Source organism: Paraburkholderia sp. GAS38, assembly GCF_050434965.1.
GTDB classification, from domain to species: Bacteria; Pseudomonadota; Gammaproteobacteria; order Burkholderiales; family Burkholderiaceae; genus Paraburkholderia; species Paraburkholderia phenazinium_A.
Genome location: NZ_JBNDJO010000001.1, coordinates 881,126 through 902,213, shown reverse-complemented (window position 1 = coordinate 902,213; position 21,088 = coordinate 881,126). Strand labels below are relative to the sequence as shown.

Below are 21,088 nucleotides of genomic sequence, written 5' to 3'. Positions count from 1 at the left end.
CCAGATACGTATTCAGGAAAATCACAATGGCTATTGTAGAAGTCAAGGTCCCCCAGCTTTCGGAGTCGGTGTCGGAAGCCACCATGCTGCAGTGGAAGAAGAAGCCCGGCGACGCTGTCGCCGTGGACGAAATCCTCATCGAAATCGAGACCGACAAGGTCGTGCTGGAAGTGCCGGCCCCCTCGGCTGGCGTGCTCGCGCAAGTGATCGCCAACGACGGCGACACCGTCACCGCTGACCAGGTGATCGCGAAGATCGACACGGAAGGCACGGCTGGCGCCGCTGCCGTCGAAGCAGAAGTGAAGCCGGCTCCGGTTGCGGCTCCCGCACCGGCAGCAGCACCTGCTGCTCAAGCTGCATCCGCAACGGGTGCCAGCACGGCCGCTTCGCCGGCCGCCGCCAAGCTGCTGGCGGAAAAGAACCTGACCTCGGGCGACGTCGCCGGCACGGGCCGCGACGGCCGCATCACCAAGGGTGACGTGCTGACCGCCGGCGCCGCTCCGGCACCGGCCGCCAAGGCTGCGCCGGCACCGGTCGCTGCGAAGGCCGCCAAGCCGTCGCTGCCGGACGTGAAGGCGCCGGCTTCCGCCGAAGCCTGGCTGAAGGACCGCCCGGAACAACGCGTGCCGATGTCGCGTCTGCGCGCGCGTATCGCCGAGCGTCTGCTCGAGTCGCAGCAAACCAATGCCATCCTCACGACGTTCAACGAAGTGAACATGGCGCCGGTGATGGACCTGCGCAACAAGTACAAGGACAAGTTCGAGAAGGAACATGGCGTGAAGCTCGGCTTCATGTCGTTCTTCGTCAAGGCGGCGGTTCACGCGCTGAAGAAGTTCCCGCTGGTGAACGCGTCGATCGACGGTAACGACATCGTCTATCACGGCTACTTCGACATCGGTATCGCGGTCGGTTCGCCGCGTGGCCTGGTGGTGCCGATCCTGCGCAATGCCGATCAGCTGAGCCTCGCCGACATCGAAAAGAAGATTGCTGAATTCGGCCAGAAGGCCAAGGACGGCAAGCTGTCGATCGAAGAAATGACGGGTGGCACGTTCTCGATCTCGAACGGCGGTGTGTTCGGCTCGATGCTGTCGACGCCGATTATCAACCCGCCGCAATCCGCGATTCTGGGCGTGCACGCCACCAAGGAACGCGCGGTGGTCGAAAACGGCCAGATCGTGATCCGCCCGATGAACTACCTGGCGCTGTCGTACGACCACCGGATCATCGACGGTCGCGAAGCGGTGCTGTCGCTGGTTGCCATGAAGGACGCGCTGGAAGATCCGGCACGCCTGCTGCTCGACCTGTAAGCGTCGGTACGGCAAAGGCGCCGGCTTGTGATCGCACGAGCCGGCGCCATATAAAGCAAGCCGCAAGCATCTAGCACTCCGTAGTACTGGAACGACGCGCGCCGCGAAGCGTGGCTGCGCGTTGCTCCGTCATCAAAAGGATTGTCATGTCCAAAGAATTTGACGTCGTCGTGATCGGTGCCGGTCCCGGCGGCTACATCGCAGCCATCCGCGCTGCGCAGCTCGGCAAGAGCGTGGCCTGTATCGAGAAGTGGAAGAACCCGGCCGGCGCGCTGAAGCTCGGCGGCACCTGCCTGAACGTGGGTTGCATTCCGTCGAAGGCGCTGCTCGCGTCGTCGGAAGAGTTCGAAAACGCGTCGCATCACCTGGCCGACCACGGCATCAGCGTGGAAAACGTGTCGGTCGACATTGCGAAGATGCTGGCCCGCAAGGAAGGCATCGTCGAGAAGATGACGAAGGGTATCGAATTCCTGTTCCGCAAGAACAAGATCACATGGCTGAAGGGTCATGGCAAGTTCACCGGCAAGACGGACGCCGGCGTGCAGATCGAGGTGAGCGGCGAAGGCGAAACCGAAGTGGTCACGGCGAAGAACGTGATCATCGCCACGGGTTCGAAGGCGCGTCACCTGCCGAACATCCCGGTCGACAACAAGATTGTCGCCGACAACGAAGGCGCGTTGAGCTTCGACTCCGTGCCGAAGAAGCTGGCCGTGATCGGCGCCGGCGTGATCGGTCTGGAACTGGGCTCGGTGTGGCGTCGTCTCGGTGCTGAAGTCACGGTGCTCGAGGCGCTGCCGGAATTCCTCGGCGCGGCTGACCAGGCGCTGGCGAAGGAAGCGGCCAAGCAGTTCAAGAAGCAGGGTCTGGATATTCACGTGGGCGTGAAGGTCGGCGAAGTGACGACGACCGACAACAGCGTCACGCTGAACTACACGGACAAGGACGGCAACGCGCAGAAGCTGGAAGCGGACCGCCTGATCGTGTCGATCGGCCGCGTGCCCAACACCGACAACCTCGGCCTCGAAGCGATCGGCCTGAAGGCCAACGAACGCGGCTTCATCGACGTGGACGACCACTGCGCAACGGCCGTGCCGAACGTGTACGCGATCGGCGACGTGGTGCGTGGCCCGATGCTCGCGCACAAGGCGGAAGACGAAGGCGTGCTGGTCGCTGAAATCATCGACGGTCAGAAGCCGCATATCGACTACAACTGCATTCCGTGGGTGATCTACACCGAGCCGGAAATCGCATGGGTCGGCAAGACGGAACAGGCGCTGAAGGCCGAAGGCCGCGAGATCAAGACGGGCCAGTTCCCGTTCATGGCCAACGGCCGCGCGCTCGGCATCAACAAGGCGGATGGTTTCGTCAAGATGATCGCCGACGCGAAGACCGACGAACTGCTGGGCGTGCACATCATCTCGGCGAACGCATCGGACCTGATCGCGGAAGCCGTGGTGGCGATGGAATTCAAGGCGGCGTCGGAAGACATCGGCCGGATTTGCCATCCGCACCCGTCGTTGTCCGAAGTCATGCGCGAAGCGGCACTCGCCGTGGACAAGCGCGCGCTGAACATGTAAAACGCGCGCACGCCTGACTGATCGCAGCAGCTTAGTTTTACGACGAAGGCGGGCGGGTTTCATCCCTCCCGCCTTCTTTTTTGCAGCCAGAAAATGAACGTCACCGAATACTACGAAAAAGAACTGCAGACGCGGGGTTATCAATCGGACCCGGCGCAGCGCGCGGCCGTGGACCGTCTGCAGCGGTGCTACGAAGAGTGGAGCGAATACAAATCGCGCCGCTCGAACGCGTTCAAGAAACTGCTGATCCATCCGGACCTGCCGCGCGGCGTCTACATGTGGGGCGGGGTCGGGCGCGGCAAGAGCTTCCTGATGGACAGCTTCTTTACGGTGGTGCCGCTGTATCGCAAGACGCGTCTGCATTTTCACGAGTTCATGCGTGAAGTGCATCGCGAACTCGAAGAGCTGAAAGGCACGGCCGATCCGCTCGACGAACTCGCACGGCGCATTGCCAGGCGCTACCGGCTAATCTGTTTCGACGAATTCCACGTCTCCGACATCGCCGACGCCATGATTCTGTACCGCCTGCTCGACAAGCTGTTCGAGAACGGCGTGCAGTTCGTGATGACGTCCAACTACGATCCGGATCTGCTGTATCCGGACGGCCTGCACCGCGACCGCATGCTGCCGGCAATCGAACTGATCAAGAGCAAGCTCGACGTGGTCAACGTGGACGCGGGCATCGACTACCGGCAGCGCACGCTGGCCCAGGTCGAGGTGTATCACACGCCGCTTGGCGCGGCCTCGGACAAGGCCCTGCGCGACGCTTTCGCGCGCCTCGCCGCGGTGCCCGACGAAAGCCCGATCCTGCACATCGAGAAGCGCGAGCTCAAAGCGCTGCGCAAGGCGGATGGCGTGGTCTGGTTCGACTTCGCCACGCTGTGCGGCGGCCCGCGCTCGCAGAACGACTACCTGGAACTGGCGAGCCGCTTTCACGCGGTGGTGCTGTCGGGCGTGCCGCAGATGAGCGCGCGGATGGCCTCGGAAGCGCGGCGCTTTACGTGGCTGATCGACGTGTTCTACGACCACAAGGTCAAGCTGCTGATGTCCGCAGCCGTGCCGCCCGAGCAGTTGTATACCGACGGCCCGATGGCCAACGAGTTCACCCGGACGGTGTCGCGCATTGTCGAGATGCAATCGAAGGAGTATCTCGACGCGCCGCGCCGGATCGTCGATACGTCGCTGACCTGAGCGTTAGCGCAGAGGTGCGCGAGGGGCGCTCAAGCGCTTCTCGCGACACCGGCTGATCGCGCGGTTCACCCGGAACCGCGTTCTTTTGCGATAGATCAGGGTCTGCGGGCCAATGCCGGGCGGTCGCGGGCGCATTTTCAAGATTCAGATTGATCTTATATTCGGTCCGGGGGCAAGCCGATATCTTCTTAGTCATACATTTTGACGAAGGAGAAGTCCATGACCCCGTACCGCGATATCAATGACGAAGAATGGCAGCGCATTGCACCGCTGCTCCCCGAGCTGCGTCCGCGTTCCGAATTGCGTGGCCGGCCGCTCGCCAACACACGCTCCGTGCTCAACGGCGTGCTGTGGGTGATGTACAGCGGCGCCACCTGGTCCGCCATGCCGCGCAAATACCCGTCGTATCAAACCTGTCATCGGCGCTTCAAGGCGTGGCATGAGTCGGGCGTGCTCAAGCGCGTGATGGATCAACTCTTCGGCGAAGCGGGCACAGAACTGTGCGGCATGATGGAAGCGCGCATGCGTATCCACGTCAGCCCGGAAGAGAGGGCCGCGCGCACCGCCGCGGAGCCCGTCGCGCCGACGAGGCCGCCGGTGTTTGGCCCGGGGTCTTCACCGTCGGCGCTGCCCTCGGTATTCAGCCTCGCGGGATCCTTCAAGCACGCTGCATGACGAGTCCAATGAATGGATCCCACCCAGGCATAAAAAACCGGCCGCACGAGAAAATCGTCGGCCGGTTTTTTTATCTGCGCTGCGGCGCTGCGCGATGCGCCGCAGGCAGGTGCAGTGACCCGCGCGGTGATCCACGCGCAGGCCTTTAAAGCTTATTGCTGGCGAATCCAGGTCTGCGAACGGCCCAGCAGCGAAACGCCGATATACCCCCGCACCACCAGTTTCTGACCGCCGTCTTCCAGGTGCATCTTGCACTTGTAGATCTTGCCGTTTTCCGGGTCGAGAATCTGTCCATCGTCCCAGCCGTCGTCCACCTTTTTCATGTCGTTGATGATCGTCATGCCGAGGATCAACTGATCTTTGCGCGCATCCGTGCACGCCGTACAGCGGCGCTCGGGCTGGTCGTTCGGGCCGAGGCCTTTGATCACCTTGCCGTCCAGCGCGCCGCTGCTGTCCTGGGTGATCTGCACGAGCGCCTTGGGCTGGCCCGTGTGATCGTCGATGGTTTGCCACGTGCCGACCGGGCTATCGGCCTGCGCCATCGCGGTGACGGCACTGGCGAGCAGCACGCCGGCGAGCGCGGCCTGTCTGGCGGTGCGCATCATCATGGCGCGGGTGCGTTGGGTGAATGGTGTCATTGTCTTCCTCCTTGAGAAAAGTCGGCGCGATCATGGTCGCGCGGCGTTATTGGCATGTCGGGCGACGCGGGGTCTCCTCATGCCGGGGTGTTGCCGGGTTGGTCAGCGCAGAATACGTGAAAGTGCCCGGTCCGTTTGATAGTGGACCCTCTAGTCAAACCGGCGGCGCGTGCCTGGTACGCCCAGGCGCAACGCGCCGCACGAACCTCACACGCCGTTCAATTCAGCTGATACGAGAAAGTGGCGTTGATCCGCGGGCTGCGCGAGGCACTTTCAACCGGCGCATCGCCGACCGCCTTGCCCACCGACAGATCGAGCGTGTAGTACTTCGAATCGGAAATGCGGAAACCGAACGAGATCGAAGAAAGCTTCGACGGCGACGGCGTGCCCGCGTGCAGATAGACGCGCGCCATGTCGAACGACACATACGGCGTGACGCTTTGCAGATAGGTGTAGCCCGGCGTGAAGCCGCGATTGATTTCGACCGATGCTCCCCAGCCCGAATCCCCCGACGCCTCACCCGGTTCATAGCCCTGCGCAAAATGCTGCGCGCCGAACGAGATCTGCTCCGAGGTCGGCAGCGAATCCGGGCTGTACTGGCCCGTCATGGCGATGGCGGTGCCGATCTTGAGCGGCCACTCGTTGGTCTGCGAGAAGCTCGCGCCGGTGCGCGTGAAGTTGAGCGAGACGGGATTGGTTTCCACCACGCCAGGGATGTTCGAATCGCCGGACTTCGACGCGCCCAGAATGTTGAAGGCCTGCGCGACGTTGACGCTCGCCTTGCGCACCTGGCCCGTCTGCACGCTGGTGTAGTCGGCCTGCAACTGCAGCACGCGGACTTGCGAGCGCAGCCCGATCTGCGCGCCGTTGATCGTGTTGTGATAGTCGTCTTCGTCGTGCGAGGCGTAGGCCGACACGGTGCCGAGCACGCTCTGGCTGTTGCTCAGGAGCAGAGGATACGACAGCGAGCCGCCGAGCTTGTCGTTGATCACGGTGCGCTCCACGTAGGAGGGCAGGCCGGGGTTGTCCACCGGATTGCCGCGATAGTGCGACGCATCGATCTTCGCCACCAGGCCGTCGCTGCCGATCGGCAGCGCGCCGTGGGCGGCGAGGTAAGTAACGTTGTCGCGGCCTTTGGGCAGCAGCGCCGAGATGCTCAGTTGCTCGCCCAGCGACGTGAGGCCGTTCTCGGTCGCGGTCAGCAGCCCCTGCACGCCGGGCTGGTTGAAGTTGACCCCGGTGCTGACGTTGACGGCCTTGTGCTCGACCTTGAGTTCGAGCGTGGTGGCGCCGTCGGTGTTCTGCGGCGGCGGCACGTTGGCGGCGACCTTGATGCCCGGCAGAATGCCCAGCACGTTGATGTAGCGCTCAAAGGTGGCGCGGCGCAGCGGCCGGTCGTCGCGGATGTGTTCGGCGATCGCGCGAATCTTCTCTTCTTCCTTGCCCGGATTGCCGGTGACCTTGACCTCGGACACATAGCCTTCGACGATCGTCACGCGCACCACGCCGTTCTCGAAGGTCTGCGCCGGCACGAACGCAAACGACAGCGCATAGCCGCGCGCCTGGTACAGCTTGGTGACGCCGTCGGCCACCTGGATCAGGTCGGCGATGGTGATGTCCTTGCCGACGAGCGGGGTGAAGCGTTGCGCGACGTCGTCGAACGGAATCGATTTCACGCCCTCGACCTGAAACTTGGTGGGCGTCACGTGGGTCGCGAGCAGGGCCTGCAATTGCGGCGCCTGCGGCTGGACCTGCAGCGTGACGTTGGGCCCTTTGTCGGGCGCGTTGACTTGCGGGATCGAATCGAGCGGATTGCCCCCCACGGGATTGCCGCCGACCGCCGGACGCGATTGCGCCTGCACTGCGCCCGCGGCCATCGCCGCGAGCAGAAGTGTCCATCTGCCGTACCCGAGTTTCATCGGTATTCCCTCGTATGCCGTTCTTATCGTGCGGACGCGTCGCCCGGCCAGGCTGATCGTGAACGCTTGTGTGTGGCTTCGCGCATACTGCCATGCCTGCGCGTGTTATGCCACGTGCTCCGTGCGTTGCGGAGCACGTGGCTCATGCGAACTGCCTGTGCGAACTGAGATCTCTCACGGCTTGCTCACCCAGTGATGCGGACTACTTATGTTGCGTGGGCAGCAGTCCGCCGAGCAGCGAGGTCACGCCGCTCGTGGCGCTGCTCGACGAACTCGTCGCGTTGGTGAGCGTGCCGGTGACCGTCGCGACGAGACCTGTGACCGGTGTCAGCAGCGAACCGGCCGGCGTGCCGTTGGCCGCGCTGGTGACGGTGCCCAGTACGCCGGTGAGCGCCGAGAGCGGATTGGAACTGCTGGTTGCGCTGCCCAGCGTCGAGGTGACCGAGCCGAGCGGAACGCCGCTGAGCAGACCGGTCACCGACGCGAGCGGCGTGCCGGCGGTGGCCGACGAGAGCGCCGACAACGGCGTGCTGCCGAGCAGCGAGGTCACCGAGGTGAGCGGATTGGCGCCGAGCCCGAGGCTCGTCAGCGTGGCGTTCAGCGGTCCCAGCAGGCCGTTGGCGGAGGCGCCGGTCGGCGGCCCGCCGGCCACGACTGCGGTGGTGCTGCCAAACAGGCTCGTGATCAGACCGGGAATCGGCGCGGCGCCGTTCGGGCCGTTCGGATTGACGAGACCGCCGGCGTTCGTGACCGTGTTGCCGAGCGAGCCGACGAGGTTGCCGACATCGGTGCCGAGCGGATTCTGCGTCGTCGAGGCGATGGTCGAGCCGGCCGAGCCCAGCGCGCCGCCGACTTGCGCCAGCACGCCCGAGACTGGCACGCCGAGGCCGGTCGTGGTGCCGACCGTTTGCGTCAGGATCCCCGCGCTCTGCACGAGCGGCGTGATGGCGGTGCTGACCGGCTGGGTGATCTGTTGCACCGGCGCCGACGACAGCACGTTGCCGAGCGTCGTGCCGCCGAAGCTGAGTGCGCCGGCCGCGGTGCTGAGGGTGCTGGCGAGCGGCGTCGTGAGCGGCGCCAGCGGCGCGAGCGTGCCGGTGCCGAGGCCGCCGACGGTCGTGCTGAGGCCTTGCACCACGCCGCTCGTCGACGCGACCACCGAGCCGAGACCCGCGACTGTCGTGCCGACCGGATTGGCCGTCGAGCCGGTCTGGCCGACGCCGTTGCTGACCGCATTGGCGAGCGCCGTGAGCGTGCCGCTGCTGGCCGACACCGTGTTGCCGAGACCTTGCGTCACCTGCGAATTCAGACCGGGCAGCGTCTGCGACGAGATGGTCGTGCCGAGATCGTTGACGGTCTTCGCCGCCGTCGTCACCGTCCCCGCGGTGCCGCTTGCGCTGGTGGTGGTCGTCGTGCTGCCGCCCGAGCCGGTGGTGCTCGTGCCGCCCCCGGAGCCGGTGGTGGTGGTCGTGCCGCCGCTCGAGCCGCTACCGGTGTTTGAGGTGGAGGGCGGCGCGTTGACGCTGCTGCCGCCACAAGCGGCGAGGAGGCACGCGACGGCGAGGGCGGTGAGCGGTACGCGCAGCGACGACAGTGTTGCGCGGGCCGCCTCGTGAACAAAAAAACGTGGGGTGGACATAGGGTGCTCCTCCGTCTCTTGTGAGTCTGACTGGATGGTCTCCACGCGCCGGTGCAACCGTTTCTGAGCGGCGCGGCTCAGGTCAGGTCAAGCGGGAAGCCGCGCAGGCGCGGCCGCCCATCTGCCTGGTTACTTTTTCGCAATCCCGCCGAGCAGACCGCCGACCAGCGACGTCACGGGCGACAACAGGCTGCCCACCGCGCCGCCGCCGCTTGTCGACGTCAGGCCGCTGACGAGGCCGGTCGATGCGGTGGTGGTGGTGCTCTTGGTCGCGTTGCTGGCGGTCGTGGTGGCGCTGCCGAGCGTACCGGTGACCGTGGACAGGAGGCCCGTGACCGGAGCGAGCGGGCTGCTGCTGCCGCCGCTGGCGCTGCTGAGCGTGCCGGTCAGGCTCGAGACGAGGCTGGTGACGGGCGCGAGCGGGCTGCCGCTGCCGCCGCTGGCGCCGCCAAGCGTGCCGGTCAGGCTCGAGAGGAGACCGGTGACGGGCGCGAGCGGGTTGCTGCTGGAGGTGCCGCCGGCTACTGAACCGAGGCTGCCGAGCAGGCCGGTCAGCGGGGCGAGCGGGCTGCTGCTGGAGGTGCCGCCGGCCACTGAACCGAGGCTGCCGAGCAGGCCGGTCAGCGGGGCGAGCGGGTTCGTGCTGCCGCCCGTCAGCAGACCGCCCACCGAGGTCACCGTTGTGCCGGTGCTGGTGACGACACCGCCGAGACCGGTCGTGACCGGGTTGCCGCCGGCCGAGGCGATCGTGCTGCCGACCTTGCCGAGGCCGTTGCCGACGGTCGACAGCAGGCCGCTGAGCGGTGCGCCGAGACCGGTAGCCGTGCCGACGGTTTCGGTTGTGGACGCAACCATCGAGGTGATCGGCGTGATGGCCGTGCTGAGCGTTTGCGTGACCTGCTCGACCGGACCGGTCGAGAGTGCCGTGGTCAGGGTGCTGCCGCCGTTGGTGACGGCGCCGCCGAGTGTGTCGATCACGCCGCCGAGCGGCGACGTCACGGGTGCGAGCGGGGCGAGTGCGCCGCTGCCGAGGCTCGTCACAAGATTGCCGGTGCTGGTGACCGCGCCGCCGACATTGCCGACCACGCCGCCGAGGCTCGATACCGTGGTGCCGATCGCGTTGCCGCCGGTGCCGAGCTGGCCGAGACCTGCAGTGAGACCATTGCCGAGCGTGGAGACGGCTGCGCCCACGTTGTCCACGATGCCGGCAGCCGCTTGAGTGGTTGCCGTGCTGACGCCCGGAAGAGATTGCGAGCCGATCACCGAGCCGATGCCCGAGACCGTCGAGCCAACGTTGCTGACGATATTGCCCGTGTTGCCGGCTACGGTGCCGAGTGCATTTGCGGTTGCAGTGGTGGTCGAACCGCCGCCCGTCGTGGTGGTGCCGCCGCCGGTGTTGCTGCTCGTGGTCGTCCCCGAACTCGAGCCCGAACCCGAACCGTCCGAGCCGCCGGATGTTGCGCCCATACCACCGCTGGTCGTCGACAGTGCGCCCCCGTCACTGCCGCTACCGCTGCCCCCCGTCCCCGAACTCAAGGTTCCCGAGCCCCCGCAAGCGCTCAACGACAGCATCGCTGCCACCGTTGCCGCGATCAATGTTGCCCGTACCGTGAGATTAGCCGTTTGAATGTTCATGTCGCCCTCGAATCGCATGTGTTGTTGGATAGTGCTGCGTGCCTATCTCTGCAACACCCGTGCCATTTCCACTGGAGAATGCGCAATGAATTCTGTTTGAATGGCGCAAAGCGAGACGCGGTATGGATTTGCGGCTGATTGATGTAGCGCTTATCGAATCGGAATCAGGCGTGAATGACGGCCATTGAAAACGGTTCCGCGCCGGGCGTAACGTAACGAGCCGGACCGGGCGTTACGGTGGGGTGCGTAACGTGAGGGGGCGTGTTGCTTGAAACGGTTTGTTCAAACGGATAATTAGTGGAGCGAATCTAACCTATGGTTAGTCCTATGTGCTGCAACGCACGAACTGCCGTTAATCTACGTAGACAGACGGCTTCAAACAAAATAGCGCCCGCGCAACAGCCGACAATTGCTTAAATACGATTGATACGCTATAAAAGCCGAAAGCATCGAAGATTGACGAGGGAGGTGCGATATCGAACAGACGGCCAAATGTAATTTACCGCTTTGAAGCCGGCTGCGATGAACAAGGTGTGGCAGTGCAAAAGACCCGTGTCGATGAACGAGAGAATCATCGGCCACGGCACTGACGACACCCTCATCACATGCAGCGCAGATACGAATGAATACCGCAAGTTCCGAGGGCGAAAATGAAAAAGTTCACTACAAGATTCCTGAGAGATAACAAAGGGGTGACGGCAATCGAGTACGGTCTGATTGCCGGTTTGATCGCGGTTGCGATCGTCGGCACGGTCACGACTCTGGGTACCGATCTGAGCGGCTTGTTCAGTACCATCGCTAGCAACCTTCCTAAGTAGTTGGCGACGTAGCTCGTTTAGGTGCGAGCGATGGCTATTGGCATGCTTGCCGGTTAGCCAGCACCTTTAAGAGCACTGATCGAATAGAGCGTATGCGGGCTGCTTTGCAGTCCGCAGGTACTCTTGTTGCCGGTCGAGTCCCATATGAACTTGCCAACTGCTCAGTTTCTGTTTGCCGCATGGGCCTTGGCGATCGCTGTGTGCGATTGCCGTACTCGCTGCATTCCGAATTCGCTCGTCGCTACCGGATTGGTGGCGGCATTCGCCTGCGCGCTATTTCAATGCAGTCCTTTTGGCGTTTCGCCTGGGGCTGCGGCACTCGGCGCGCTCGTGGGTCTGGTGGCGTTGCTGCCGTTCTTTGCACTCGGGGTGATGGGTGCCGCAGACGTCAAGGTGTTCGCGGTGCTTGGCGCCTGGTGCGGCGTGCATGCGCTGCTTGGCCTATGGGTTGTCGCGAGCCTCGCAGCAGGCGTTCACGCGGTCTGGTTGCTGATCGCTACGCATACCCGGCTCGCGGCGGTTGGACGCCAGGGTGGGCCGACCTTCGAGTTGGGTGCAAGGCGTTCTACGCCGTACGCGGCCTGCCTGACGGTGCCGGCCATCGCGTGGCTGGGGTGGCATGTCTTTGCTGCGGGTATGAAATGAACCGGACTGCTTACCAATCGGCTCCGCGCTCGCATCCGCGGGTTGCGTTGCTGCGCCGGCGCCGCGAGCGTGGCACCGCGGCCGTGGAATTCGCGATGATTTTTCCGCTGTTCTTCATGATCCTGTACGGGATTGTGACCTTCAGCCTGATCTTCGTCGCACAGCAGAACCTGACCCTGGCCGCTGAAGAGGGGGCCCGCGCCGCGCTGAACTACCAGACGGCAACGAGCACGACTAACGCGCTTGCTGCACGCACGACTGCCGCATGCACGGCGGCAAGCAACGTGGTGACCTCGCTGATCAGTAGCGCGACCTGTGTATCGAGTTCGACGACCTGCAGTTACGACGCCACGATGGATTGCATCAAGGTGACCTTGACCTACAAGTACGCCAGCGCACCCCTGGTGCCGACTTTGCCGCTGCTGAATTTCGTCTTGCCCGCCTCGCTGGTGAGCAGTGCGATGGTGCAACTCAACCCGGAAAACATACTGTGACGTACGCATTCGTTTCTCGCTTTCCGGTTGCGCAGGATTCGCCTGAGCGGGTCCGCTGCCGGGCCGCGTTCACACCACAGGGCGACGCATCATGCCGAATCTGACCCGCATCCTAGCCGGCGTCCTGATCGCGCTCGCGCTGCTGCTGGGCGTTTTTGCGTGGACGCTCTCGCGCCGGCCCGCGCCGCATCCGGTCGTGCCGGTGACGCAAGCCACCTTCCCCGTGGTGGTAGCGGCGCGCGTGCTGCCCGCCGGCAAACCGATCACCGTCGATGCGCTGCGCGTGCAGACGCTGCCGATCAATCCGAACGGCGCATTCGGCGACCCATCGCAACTGGCCGGGCGCGTACCTACCTCGGACATCGGGGCGGATTCGCCGGTGCTCGAAGGCCAGTTGTCGTCGGGCATTGCGGAGCGTGTCGAACCGGGTCAGAGGGCGATCGCGGTCCGCGTCGACGAAAGCAACGCAGTCGGCAACCGGCTGCGGCCGGGCAATCTGGTCGACGTGTTCTTCACGCTAAAACGCGACGGCAACCTGGGCAACGGCGCCGAAGTCGAGCGCAGCCAGGCGCGCCTCCTGATGTCGAAGGTCCGTGTGCTGGCTTTCGGCAACGCCACGCCGGCAGCCGACAGCCCGGGCGATGCGAACGGCATGGTGCGGACCGCCGTGCTTGCCGTACCGGTTGCCGACGTCGACAAGCTCACCCTGGCTGAAACCTCAGGACGGCTTGTCTTCGCCCTGCGCAATCCGAAGGACGACGAAGTGATCGATCCGGCCGCTTTTGCGCCGACGGCAGGCGTCCTCAAGATCGCCGCCAACGCACCGGCGGGCGACGCCGCACAGGACTCGACACGCGCCGCGGCCGGCGTGGCGCTCGACGAACTGTCCGGCAGCACGGGCAATCCAGTGGCGCATCCGCAGGCGGCGCCGCGCATCGCCCGGCCGGTCACGCGGGTCGCGGGTGCGGCGAACGACGGTATTGAAGTGATACGGGGTGGGCGCGCCGAAACGGTCGCTCGATAGCAGTTTCAGGGAACGGGCGGGCGGTTGAGCCCATAAGAATATGAAAAAACGGATCTTTGCTTGCGGGTTGGCCGCGTGGCTGTGCATGGCCTCGCTGGCCGTCGCGCCGGCTAGCGAGGCGGCCGATGCGCCGCAGACTGTCGACATCACGGTGGGCTCGCAGCAGCCGCTGGCGCTCGGCCATACCCTGACGCGGATCGCGATTGGCGACCCGACGGTCGCGGACGTGCTGATCATCCGTGGCGACAAGCGCGGTGGCGTGCTGCTGATCGGCAAATCGCCGGGCAGCACCAATCTGATGCTGTGGGAGCGCAACCATGACACGCCGATGTCCTACACGGTCAACGTGACGAGTGCGGCAGCGGGTGCGTTGCTGGGGCCGGGCGCGCCGTCGGTGAAGACGGCGGGCGATACGGCGCTGATCTCCGGGTCGGCCGCGACGATGGAACAGCACCAGCGGGCCGTGGCGGTCGCGCAAGTTGAGGCGCGCGCTCACGCTGCCGCGCTCGGCAGCGGTCTGGATAGCGGCAAGGGTGGCGGCGCGGGCGGCAAGGGCGGCTCCGCGGCGGGTGGCGCGGCGGGCGACACCGACGCGAATGTGGTGGACGCCTCGACCGTGGCGACCCGTTCGGTGGTGCAGGTCGACGTGCGGGTGGTCGAGTTCAGCCGTTCGGTGTTAAAGCAGATCGGGCTGAACATCCTCAAGCAGAACAACGGCTTCACGTTCGGCTCGTTTGCCCCTTCGGCGCTCAGTTCGGCGACCTTCGGCGCGTCGCCGTCGTTCAACTCGACCATGCCGATCTCATCGGCCTTCAACCTGGTGTTCAACTCGGTCACGCATGGCATCAGCGCCGATCTGAGCCTGATGGAGAGCAACAATCTCGCACGGGTGCTCGCGGAGCCGACACTCGTCGCCTTGTCGGGACAGAGCGCGAGCTTTCTGGCCGGCGGCGAAATTCCGGTGCCGGTGCCGCAGGCACTCGGCACGGTGTCGATCGAATACAAGCCGTATGGCGTCGGTCTGATGTTGACGCCCACCGTGCTGAGCCCCCAGCGGATCGCGCTCAAGGTCGCGCCCGAGGCGAGCGAACTGGACTTTACCAACGCCATCACGATCAACGGCGTGTCGGTGCCGGCCATTACGACGCGGCGTGCCGATACCACCGTGGAACTGGGCGACGGCGAGAGCTTCCTGATCGGTGGCCTGATCGACCGCGAGACGATTTCGAATGTGTCGAAGGTGCCGTTGCTCGGCGACCTGCCGATCATCGGCGCGTTCTTCAAGCAGGTGAGCTATTCGCAGAACGACAAGGAGCTGGTCATCATCGTGACCCCGCATCTGGTTTCGCCGATCGCCAAGGGCGCTGCATTGCCCACGACGCCCGGCGAGCAGTCCGAGCAGCGCGACGGTGCGGTGTGGCGTTCGGTACTGGGCGGCATCGTGTCGCCGGATGCGGCGCCGGGGTTCTCGAAGTGAACGTGGTTCGTCGCGCGGCGCGGCCGATGCCGCGCGGCGCGACGAACCGGAAGGGCGGGCAGGACGGCGCATGGGCGCAGGCCAACCGCAGCAGTGCGCAGTACGATTCGGCGGCCGCGAAGTTCAGGCTGCAAAGGGATGTCCACTATGAACGCGAGAACGCATTCATTGACTGAACGGGTGATCACCGACTACTTCGTGTTCGCGTCGCTGGCCGACGAACACGTCCAATGGCTGACCGATACCCTGGTGGCAGCCGGTGCGGTCGAACAGGCGACGCTCGATCCGTCGATGCTGACTCAGCGCATCGCGACGCTCAACCCGTCGCTGGTGTTTGTCGACTTTTCCGGCGGCCGCGCCGCGGCGGCGAGTGCCGCGGCGAGTGCGGCACGGGCCGCTTATCCGGGCCTGCAGATCGTCGCGGTCGGTTCGCTCTCCGAGCCGGAGGGTGCGCTCGCCGCGCTGCGCGTCGGCGTGCGCGATTTCATCGATTTGTCGGCGCCGGCGGAAGACGCGCTGCGCATCACCCGCCAGGTGATCGACAACCTGGTCGAGCCGGTCAGCCGGCACGGCCATGTGGTGGTGCTGCTCGGTGCGCGGGTGGGCATGGGCGTGAGCACGCTGGCCGCCAACCTGTCGGCCATGCTGCACCGGCGCGACGCGTCGCAAGGTCGGCAGACCGCGTTGTTCGACCTGGGCTTGCCGGCCGGCGACGGCTCGCTGCTGCTCAACACACGCAGCGAATTCAACTTCGTCGAAGCCGTGCGCAATCTGCGCCGCTTCGACCAGACCTTCGTGCACACCGCGCTGTCGCATCATGCGAGCGGGCTCGCGCTCACGTCGCTGCCGCCGAATCTGGCCGACATGCGCGAGGTGTCCTACTCCAGTTCGATCAGCCTGTTCAACCGGCTGCGGGCGTTCTTCGACCAGCAGATCGTCGATCTGGGCGGCTTCAGCAACAGCGAGTTCATCGCGCATGTCGTGCAGGCCGCGGACGAAACCTGGCTGCTGTGCGATCAGGGCGTGGCGTCGATCGTCTCGGCGGTCGGCGTGCTCGACGCCTTGCGGGAAGAGGGCGTGGACGTGAGCCAGGTGCGCCTGCTGGTCAACAAGTTCGATCCGGATCTGGGTCTTACCGCTGCGCAGATCGCGCAACGCCTCGATATTCCATTGCTCGGCACCTTGCCCGAGCGGCGCGTGCCGCTCGGGCAGGCCGTCAATCAGGGGCAACTGCTGATCGACGCGTCGCCGCGCGACCCGTTCGTTCGTGCGCTCGAGCCGCTGGTCGAGCGGCTCGGCGGAGCGGCGAGCGCTGCGGCGCAGGCGCGCGGCAAGTCCGCGCTCGGTGCGCTCAAGCGCTTCATTCCAACCTCCAACAAGCGGTCATAGACGATGGCTAAAGACATCGAATTTGCCGACGACGCGCCTTCGTTCGCGCATAGCCAGCAGTTCCAGGACATCAAGAACGCGGCGCACGAACATCTGCTCACGCGTATCGAGGAACTCGGCGCGGAGTTCGGCCGCTGGTCGCGCAATGCGATCAACCAGTTCGTCGACCTGGAAATGGACAGCTTCGTGCGGCTGCGCCGGATTCCGATCAACGAGAGCGAGGTGCGGCTGATTGCCGAAGCGCTGACCAAGGAACTGGCGGGCTTCGGCCCGATCGAGGACCTGCTCAACGACGCGGCGGTCGAAGACATCCTGATCAACGGCTACAACGACGTTTACGTCTCGCGCCACGGCATTCTGACCAAGATCCCCGTGCGCTTCGCCGACAACGCGCATCTGCTGCGCATCGTGCGGCGCATTCTCGCGCCGATCGGCCGGCGCCTCGACGAATCGAATCCGATGGTCGACGCGCGGCTGCCGAACGGCGGCCGCGTCAACGTGGTGATCGAGCCGCTCTCGATCGACGGGCCGATCGTCTCGATCCGCAAATTCCGCAAGGACCCGATGCGTCCCGAGGATCTGCTCGGCAACGGCACCTACAACGCGGAGATCGGCGCGCTGCTCGAAGCGGCGGTGGCGGCACGCTGCAACGTGCTGGTGTCGGGCGGCACGAGTTCGGGCAAGACCTCGCTGCTCAACGCGCTGGCGTTTCATATTCCCGAGCCCGAGCGGGTCGTGACGATCGAGGATACGGCCGAACTGTCGCTGAACCACCCGCACGTGGTGCGGCTCGAAAGCCGCCCGGGCGGCTTCGACGGCGCGGGCGTGGTGACGATCCGCGACCTGCTGCGCAATACCTTGCGGATGCGTCCCGATCGCATCATCGTCGGCGAAGTGCGCGGCGGCGAGGTGCTGGAAATGCTGCAGGCCATGAACACGGGCCACGACGGTTCGATGGGCACGGTGCACGCCAGTTCGCCGCGCGAGTGTCTGTACCGGCTCGAAATGCTGGCGGGTTTCGCGGGCTTTCAGGGCACCGAATCGAGCCTGCGGAGACAGATCGCCAATGCGATCGACTTCATCGTGCAGATTGGCCGTCTCTCGAACGGGCGGCGGCGCATTCTGTCCATCACCGAAGTGACGGGCCTGTCCGACAACATTATCGCCACCCAGGAGCTGTATCGCTACGAGCCGGTGCTTGCTCAGGACGGCGAAGAAATCGACCAATGGGTCTCGCTCGGCATTCACCCGCATTCGCCCAAGCTTTCGCGCTTCAGGCAGGCGCTCGGCGGCGCGCCGGAGCAGACCGGCCGGTTCGGCGGTTTTGGCGGTGGCGGGTTCGGCGGGGGCTTCAATGTCTAGTGCGATCGTGCTCATCGCGGCGCTCGCGGTGCTGTGTGCGGCCGGCGCGCTGCTGTTGTTGCAGCGCGGGGCGCAACGCGAGGAGCGGGCGAGCACGGAGCGCTTTATCGACAGCCGGATGGCGCCGACCATGCCGGGCGGCGTCAGCGCGGCGCGCACCGCGCCGCTGCGGCAAGCCACGGCGGCGCATGGCGGTATGGCCCCGCACGCCCCTGAGGAGGGCGCCGGTTCGCGCGTGCAATGGACCTACCTGAAAGCGCGAGTGGGCTTTGCCATCGACAACACGATGAGTCGCGCCGGCATCGCGAACGCCCGCACGCCGGCGCTCATCATGCTGGTTGCCACCTCGGTGCTGTGCTTCTGGGCGGTTCGCGAGGGCGGGGTGCTGGCCGGGGCCGTGACGCTGCTCGCGTGCCTGAGTTTCGTCTTCTTCCTGGTGTCGATGCGCACGCAAAAGCGCCGCCAGTCGATCGTGCGGCAACTGCCGTCGTTTCTCGACGGCATCGTGCGGCTCATCACGTTGGGCAACAGCGTGCCGGCGGCATTCCAGGGAGCGATGCAAACCACCGATGCGCCGTTGCGCGATTGTCTCGATCACGTCTCGCGCATGCTGCGCACCGGCGTCGAGATCGACCGCGCGCTCTCGCAGGCGGCCGTGCTGTACGGCGCCCGCGAGCTCGAACTGGTCGGCGCGGTGTTGCGCCTGTCGGTGAAGTACGGCGGCCGCGCGGATGTGATGCTCGACCGCATGGCTTCGTTCATGCGCGATCTCGAACAGGCCGAGCGCGAACTGTCCGCGATGTCTGCGGAGACGCGCCTGTCGGCATGGATTCTGGCGCTGCTGCCGGTTGGTATCGGCGGTTTTCTGATCCTCACCAATCCACGCTACTTCGGCGCCATGTGGTTTGATCCGACCGGCCGCGAGCTCGTGTATCTCGCGTTCGGCTTGCAGCTGGTCGGCGCCTGGTTGCTCTACCGCCTCACGCGGCTGAGGGCGACATGATGCAAGCCGATCACGTTGCCGCCATCGCGCTGGGACTCGGTGCGCTCGCCTTGCTGCTGATTGCCGGCGTGTTGCTGGCGCGGCTCGCCGCCGCGCGGCGCAGCGAGCGCACGCTGGCCCACGCACTCGATGAACGCGCGCTGCAAAGTGCTGCGCTCGCGGCCGCCAGTGCGACGGCGCGGGGGACGGACGCCGTCCCGAACGCGGCTGCCAGGACGACGAAGGCGGAGCACGCCACCGGTATCAAGGCCCTGGTGGAGCGCTTCGCGCACACCGGCATCCGCTGGCTCGATACGCCGTTCGGGCGCCAACTGGTCGCCGATGAAGACCGGCGCCTGCTCGAACAATGCGGCTTCGTCGACACTCGCACACGCGGACTGTTCCTGATCGCGCGGGTCGGCCTCGCGGCCGTCCTGCCGTTGCTCGCGGGCACGCTCGCAGGCGGGCATGTCGACGGCAAGCGCTATGTCGCGCTGGTGATCTGCGCGATGATCGTCGGCTTCATGCTGCCGAAATTCTTTATCCAGCGCCGCGCGGGTGCACGCCGGCGCGGGGTGATCGAAGAACTGCCGATGCTGGTCGACCTGTTGCGCCTGCTGCAAGGGGTGGGCCTGTCGCTCGACCAGAGCTTGCAGGTGATGGTGAGCGATTTCCGCGGCGTGCTGCCGGTGCTGTCGAGCGAGCTGGAAATCGCCCAGCGGCAGTTCGCGGCGGGCCGCACCCGCGAGCAGTCGCTGCAGCGGCTGGCCTCGAGCTATGACAACGAAGACATGCGCGCGATCGTGCGGCTGCTGGTGCAGGTGGACCGCCACGGCGGCGCGGTGCAGGAGCCGCTCAAGCAGTTCGGCGACCGCTTGCGCGAGACGCGGCGCTCGATGTTGCGCGAACGGGTCGGGCGACTCGCGGTGAAGATGACGGGCGTGATGATCCTGACGCTGCTGCCGGCGCTTCTGATCGTGACCGCGGGACCGGGCGTACTCGCGGTGACGCATTCGCTCAATTCAATGAGACGGTAAGCCATGCTAATGACGTACGACCTAACCCTCGATGGCGCCGCTCCTGCATGGCAGGCGGCGTCGGTGCGTACAGCACGCACAGCGCGCGGGGCACGCAGGGCGCGGCTGGTCCGGCGCGCGACCGCTGTGCTGGCGCTCGCGTTGCTCGGCGCTTGCGCGTCGAAGGAGTCGGGTTACGGCGTGGGGCCGCAGGCCGAACGCGCAGCCGAGATCCAGCAGGCGGGCCGCGACCCGGCGCCCGACACGCCGGATGTGTACCTCGACCTGATCGGACGGATGCAGTCGGAGGGGCTTTACTACGCCTCGCTTGCCCACATCGACGCCTTCGAGAAGCAGTACGGCGTGAGACCGGAGACAATCCTGATGCGCGCAGACGCGCTGCGCATGACCGATCAACCGGATGCAGCCGCGGATGCCTATACGAAACTGCTGCCCACGCCGCTCGCGGCGCGCGGCTATCGCGGACTGGGCTTGATCGCGGGCGCGGCGGGCGATTTTCCGCGGGCCGCCCAGCAGTTGCAGGAAGCGGCGCGGCTCGCGCCGACCGATGCGCCGACCCTGTCGGATCTCGGTTACGCGCGCCTGCGCGAGGGCGACGTGAACGGCGCGCGCGTGCCGCTCATGAAGGCCGCGGAACTCGATCACAACAATCCGAAGATCATCAGCAACGTCGCGCTGTATCTGCTCGCCGACGGCGACAACGTGCGGGCGGCGACGCTGATGGATCAGCAGAAATTCTCGCCGGACGTGCGCGCGGCGATCCGCCGCGACGCGGCCAAGATTGCGGTGGCCGGCATGGCGCGGCCGGGCGTGGCGCAAACGCAGCAGGATGCCCGTAACGCGCCGGTCGCGAGCGCGTCGGCGCCCGGACCAGCGCCGCGCCTGTTGCAGCGATTCTCACAATAGCAGGGTGGCAGAAGGGGGCGAACATGACAAACCAATCCATCAATCGAAGCAAGGGCCGTCTGGCGAGCCTCGTGCTGACCCTGGCCGCGCTTGCGCTGGCCGGTGGCGCGAACGTGGCCCGCGCGCAGAACGACGCCAGCCAACCGCCTGTGCCGAACAGCGAAATCGACCACGCGACGAGCCAGTGGCTCGCGCTTCAGCGCAGCAATGCAATGGCCGCACCGGCCCAGCCGATGCTGGGCGCGGAAGCAAGCCTCGCCTACAAGCGCTACCTGGAGTCGTTCAATTCGAAGATCCCCGATTACTACGGTTCCGCGATAGGGCAGTCGAGCAGCGGCAGTTCACAGGGCGGCACGTTGCCGCAGAATTGAGA

General features: G+C 65.6%; 20 protein-coding genes. 16 read left to right on the top strand and 4 right to left on the bottom strand.

Annotation, left to right across the window (positions count from 1 at the left end):
• Nucleotides 1-26: 26 nt before the first annotated feature.
• The 4 genes from odhB (at nt 27) to P3T42_RS03870 (ending at nt 4,750) form a co-directional block, all read left to right on the top strand.
• Nucleotides 27-1,307, top strand: coding sequence for a 2-oxoglutarate dehydrogenase complex dihydrolipoyllysine-residue succinyltransferase (gene odhB / locus P3T42_RS03885; RefSeq protein ID WP_074298172.1), 1,281 nt, complete (start codon nt 27-29; stop codon nt 1,305-1,307).
• A gap of 146 nt (nt 1,308-1,453) precedes the next feature.
• Nucleotides 1,454-2,884 carry a dihydrolipoyl dehydrogenase gene (gene lpdA / locus P3T42_RS03880; RefSeq protein ID WP_429305217.1) on the top strand — a complete coding sequence of 477 codons (1,431 nt, stop codon included), beginning with the start codon at nt 1,454-1,456 and terminating at the stop codon, nt 2,882-2,884.
• 93 nt (nt 2,885-2,977) lie between these two features.
• Nucleotides 2,978-4,075 carry a cell division protein ZapE gene (gene zapE, locus P3T42_RS03875; RefSeq protein ID WP_074298175.1) on the top strand — a complete coding sequence of 366 codons (1,098 nt, stop codon included), beginning with the start codon at nt 2,978-2,980 and terminating at the stop codon, nt 4,073-4,075.
• 219 nt (nt 4,076-4,294) lie between these two features.
• A complete protein-coding gene (locus P3T42_RS03870) occupies nt 4,295-4,750 on the top strand; it encodes a transposase (protein WP_074298177.1) in 456 nt (151 codons plus the stop codon).
• Between the two features lie 152 nt (nt 4,751-4,902).
• Here the strand turns inward: P3T42_RS03870 and P3T42_RS03865 are convergent, their stop codons facing one another.
• The 4 genes from P3T42_RS03865 to P3T42_RS03850 form a co-directional block, all read right to left on the bottom strand.
• Nucleotides 4,903-5,388, bottom strand: coding sequence for a DUF2147 domain-containing protein (locus tag P3T42_RS03865; protein WP_074298179.1), 486 nt, complete (start codon nt 5,386-5,388; stop codon nt 4,903-4,905).
• A gap of 218 nt (nt 5,389-5,606) precedes the next feature.
• The gene (locus P3T42_RS03860; RefSeq protein ID WP_074298180.1) at nt 5,607-7,307 is read right to left on the bottom strand and encodes a ShlB/FhaC/HecB family hemolysin secretion/activation protein; all 1,701 of its coding nucleotides are present in this window, start codon (nt 7,305-7,307) and stop codon (nt 5,607-5,609) included.
• Between the two features lie 202 nt (nt 7,308-7,509).
• Complete coding sequence (locus P3T42_RS03855) at nt 7,510-8,946, bottom strand: collagen-like triple helix repeat-containing protein (RefSeq protein ID WP_074298182.1); 1,437 nt, start codon at nt 8,944-8,946, stop codon at nt 7,510-7,512.
• 129 nt (nt 8,947-9,075) lie between these two features.
• The gene (locus P3T42_RS03850) at nt 9,076-10,581 is read right to left on the bottom strand and encodes a collagen-like triple helix repeat-containing protein (protein WP_429305216.1); all 1,506 of its coding nucleotides are present in this window, start codon (nt 10,579-10,581) and stop codon (nt 9,076-9,078) included.
• A gap of 650 nt (nt 10,582-11,231) precedes the next feature.
• Between P3T42_RS03850 and P3T42_RS03845 the strand changes: the two genes are divergently transcribed.
• The 12 genes from P3T42_RS03845 (at nt 11,232) to P3T42_RS03790 (ending at nt 21,086) form a co-directional block, all read left to right on the top strand.
• Nucleotides 11,232-11,399 carry a Flp family type IVb pilin gene (locus P3T42_RS03845; protein WP_429305215.1) on the top strand — a complete coding sequence of 56 codons (168 nt, stop codon included), beginning with the start codon at nt 11,232-11,234 and terminating at the stop codon, nt 11,397-11,399.
• Between the two features lie 144 nt (nt 11,400-11,543).
• On the top strand, nt 11,544-12,044 hold the full coding sequence (locus P3T42_RS03840) for an A24 family peptidase (RefSeq protein ID WP_074298185.1): 501 nt from the start codon (nt 11,544-11,546) through the stop codon (nt 12,042-12,044).
• Nucleotides 12,041-12,538, top strand: coding sequence for a TadE/TadG family type IV pilus assembly protein (locus P3T42_RS03835; protein WP_083640516.1), 498 nt, complete (start codon nt 12,041-12,043; stop codon nt 12,536-12,538). Before P3T42_RS03840 ends, P3T42_RS03835 begins: the two co-directional genes overlap by 4 nt.
• A gap of 88 nt (nt 12,539-12,626) precedes the next feature.
• On the top strand, nt 12,627-13,562 hold the full coding sequence (gene cpaB, locus P3T42_RS03830) for a Flp pilus assembly protein CpaB (RefSeq protein WP_253190253.1): 936 nt from the start codon (nt 12,627-12,629) through the stop codon (nt 13,560-13,562).
• Nucleotides 13,563-13,602: 40 nt separating this feature from the next.
• A complete protein-coding gene (locus tag P3T42_RS03825) occupies nt 13,603-15,039 on the top strand; it encodes a type II and III secretion system protein family protein (protein ID WP_429305214.1) in 1,437 nt (478 codons plus the stop codon).
• Nucleotides 15,036-15,215, top strand: a complete 180-nt coding sequence (locus tag P3T42_RS03820) for a hypothetical protein (protein WP_429305213.1) — start codon at nt 15,036-15,038, stop codon at nt 15,213-15,215. Before P3T42_RS03825 ends, P3T42_RS03820 begins: the two co-directional genes overlap by 4 nt.
• On the top strand, nt 15,187-16,428 hold the full coding sequence (locus P3T42_RS03815) for a fimbrial protein (RefSeq protein WP_074298191.1): 1,242 nt from the start codon (nt 15,187-15,189) through the stop codon (nt 16,426-16,428). Before P3T42_RS03820 ends, P3T42_RS03815 begins: the two co-directional genes overlap by 29 nt.
• Nucleotides 16,429-16,431: 3 nt before the next feature.
• Complete coding sequence (locus P3T42_RS03810) at nt 16,432-17,790, top strand: CpaF family protein (RefSeq protein WP_074298193.1); 1,359 nt, start codon at nt 16,432-16,434, stop codon at nt 17,788-17,790.
• Complete coding sequence (locus tag P3T42_RS03805) at nt 17,783-18,793, top strand: type II secretion system F family protein (RefSeq protein WP_074298195.1); 1,011 nt, start codon at nt 17,783-17,785, stop codon at nt 18,791-18,793. The genes P3T42_RS03810 and P3T42_RS03805 overlap by 8 nt, the downstream gene beginning before the upstream one ends.
• Nucleotides 18,793-19,809, top strand: a complete 1,017-nt coding sequence (locus P3T42_RS03800) for a type II secretion system F family protein (protein ID WP_074301577.1) — start codon at nt 18,793-18,795, stop codon at nt 19,807-19,809. Before P3T42_RS03805 ends, P3T42_RS03800 begins: the two co-directional genes overlap by 1 nt.
• 3 nt (nt 19,810-19,812) lie before the next feature.
• Nucleotides 19,813-20,715: a tetratricopeptide repeat protein gene (locus tag P3T42_RS03795; protein WP_429305212.1), complete on the top strand. Its 903-nt coding sequence runs from the start codon at nt 19,813-19,815 to the stop codon at nt 20,713-20,715.
• Between the two features lie 23 nt (nt 20,716-20,738).
• On the top strand, nt 20,739-21,086 hold the full coding sequence (locus P3T42_RS03790) for a DUF3613 domain-containing protein (RefSeq protein WP_074298198.1): 348 nt from the start codon (nt 20,739-20,741) through the stop codon (nt 21,084-21,086).
• The last annotated feature ends 2 nt before the right edge of the window (nt 21,087-21,088 follow it).

Bases quoted from the DNA above. Each gene is read 5' to 3' on its own strand.
- odhB (WP_074298172.1), top strand. From the start codon at position 27: ATGGCTATTGTAGAAGTCAAGGTCCCCCAGCTTTCGGAGTCGGTGTCG.
- P3T42_RS03815 (WP_074298191.1), top strand. From the start codon at position 15,187: ATGAACGCGAGAACGCATTCATTGACTGAACGGGTGATCACCGACTAC.
- zapE (WP_074298175.1), top strand. From the start codon at position 2,978: ATGAACGTCACCGAATACTACGAAAAAGAACTGCAGACGCGGGGTTAT.
- P3T42_RS03835 (WP_083640516.1), top strand. From the start codon at position 12,041: ATGAACCGGACTGCTTACCAATCGGCTCCGCGCTCGCATCCGCGGGTT.
- P3T42_RS03860 (WP_074298180.1), bottom strand. From the start codon at position 7,307: ATGAAACTCGGGTACGGCAGATGGACACTTCTGCTCGCGGCGATGGCC.
- P3T42_RS03870 (WP_074298177.1), top strand. From the start codon at position 4,295: ATGACCCCGTACCGCGATATCAATGACGAAGAATGGCAGCGCATTGCA.
- P3T42_RS03790 (WP_074298198.1), top strand. From the start codon at position 20,739: ATGACAAACCAATCCATCAATCGAAGCAAGGGCCGTCTGGCGAGCCTC.
- P3T42_RS03840 (WP_074298185.1), top strand. From the start codon at position 11,544: ATGAACTTGCCAACTGCTCAGTTTCTGTTTGCCGCATGGGCCTTGGCG.
- P3T42_RS03865 (WP_074298179.1), bottom strand. From the start codon at position 5,388: ATGACACCATTCACCCAACGCACCCGCGCCATGATGATGCGCACCGCC.
- P3T42_RS03825 (WP_429305214.1), top strand. From the start codon at position 13,603: ATGAAAAAACGGATCTTTGCTTGCGGGTTGGCCGCGTGGCTGTGCATG.
- P3T42_RS03795 (WP_429305212.1), top strand. From the start codon at position 19,813: ATGCTAATGACGTACGACCTAACCCTCGATGGCGCCGCTCCTGCATGG.
- P3T42_RS03805 (WP_074298195.1), top strand. From the start codon at position 17,783: ATGTCTAGTGCGATCGTGCTCATCGCGGCGCTCGCGGTGCTGTGTGCG.
- P3T42_RS03855 (WP_074298182.1), bottom strand. From the start codon at position 8,946: ATGTCCACCCCACGTTTTTTTGTTCACGAGGCGGCCCGCGCAACACTG.
- P3T42_RS03800 (WP_074301577.1), top strand. From the start codon at position 18,793: ATGCAAGCCGATCACGTTGCCGCCATCGCGCTGGGACTCGGTGCGCTC.
- P3T42_RS03810 (WP_074298193.1), top strand. From the start codon at position 16,432: ATGGCTAAAGACATCGAATTTGCCGACGACGCGCCTTCGTTCGCGCAT.
- P3T42_RS03850 (WP_429305216.1), bottom strand. From the start codon at position 10,581: ATGAACATTCAAACGGCTAATCTCACGGTACGGGCAACATTGATCGCG.
- lpdA (WP_429305217.1), top strand. From the start codon at position 1,454: ATGTCCAAAGAATTTGACGTCGTCGTGATCGGTGCCGGTCCCGGCGGC.
- P3T42_RS03845 (WP_429305215.1), top strand. From the start codon at position 11,232: ATGAAAAAGTTCACTACAAGATTCCTGAGAGATAACAAAGGGGTGACG.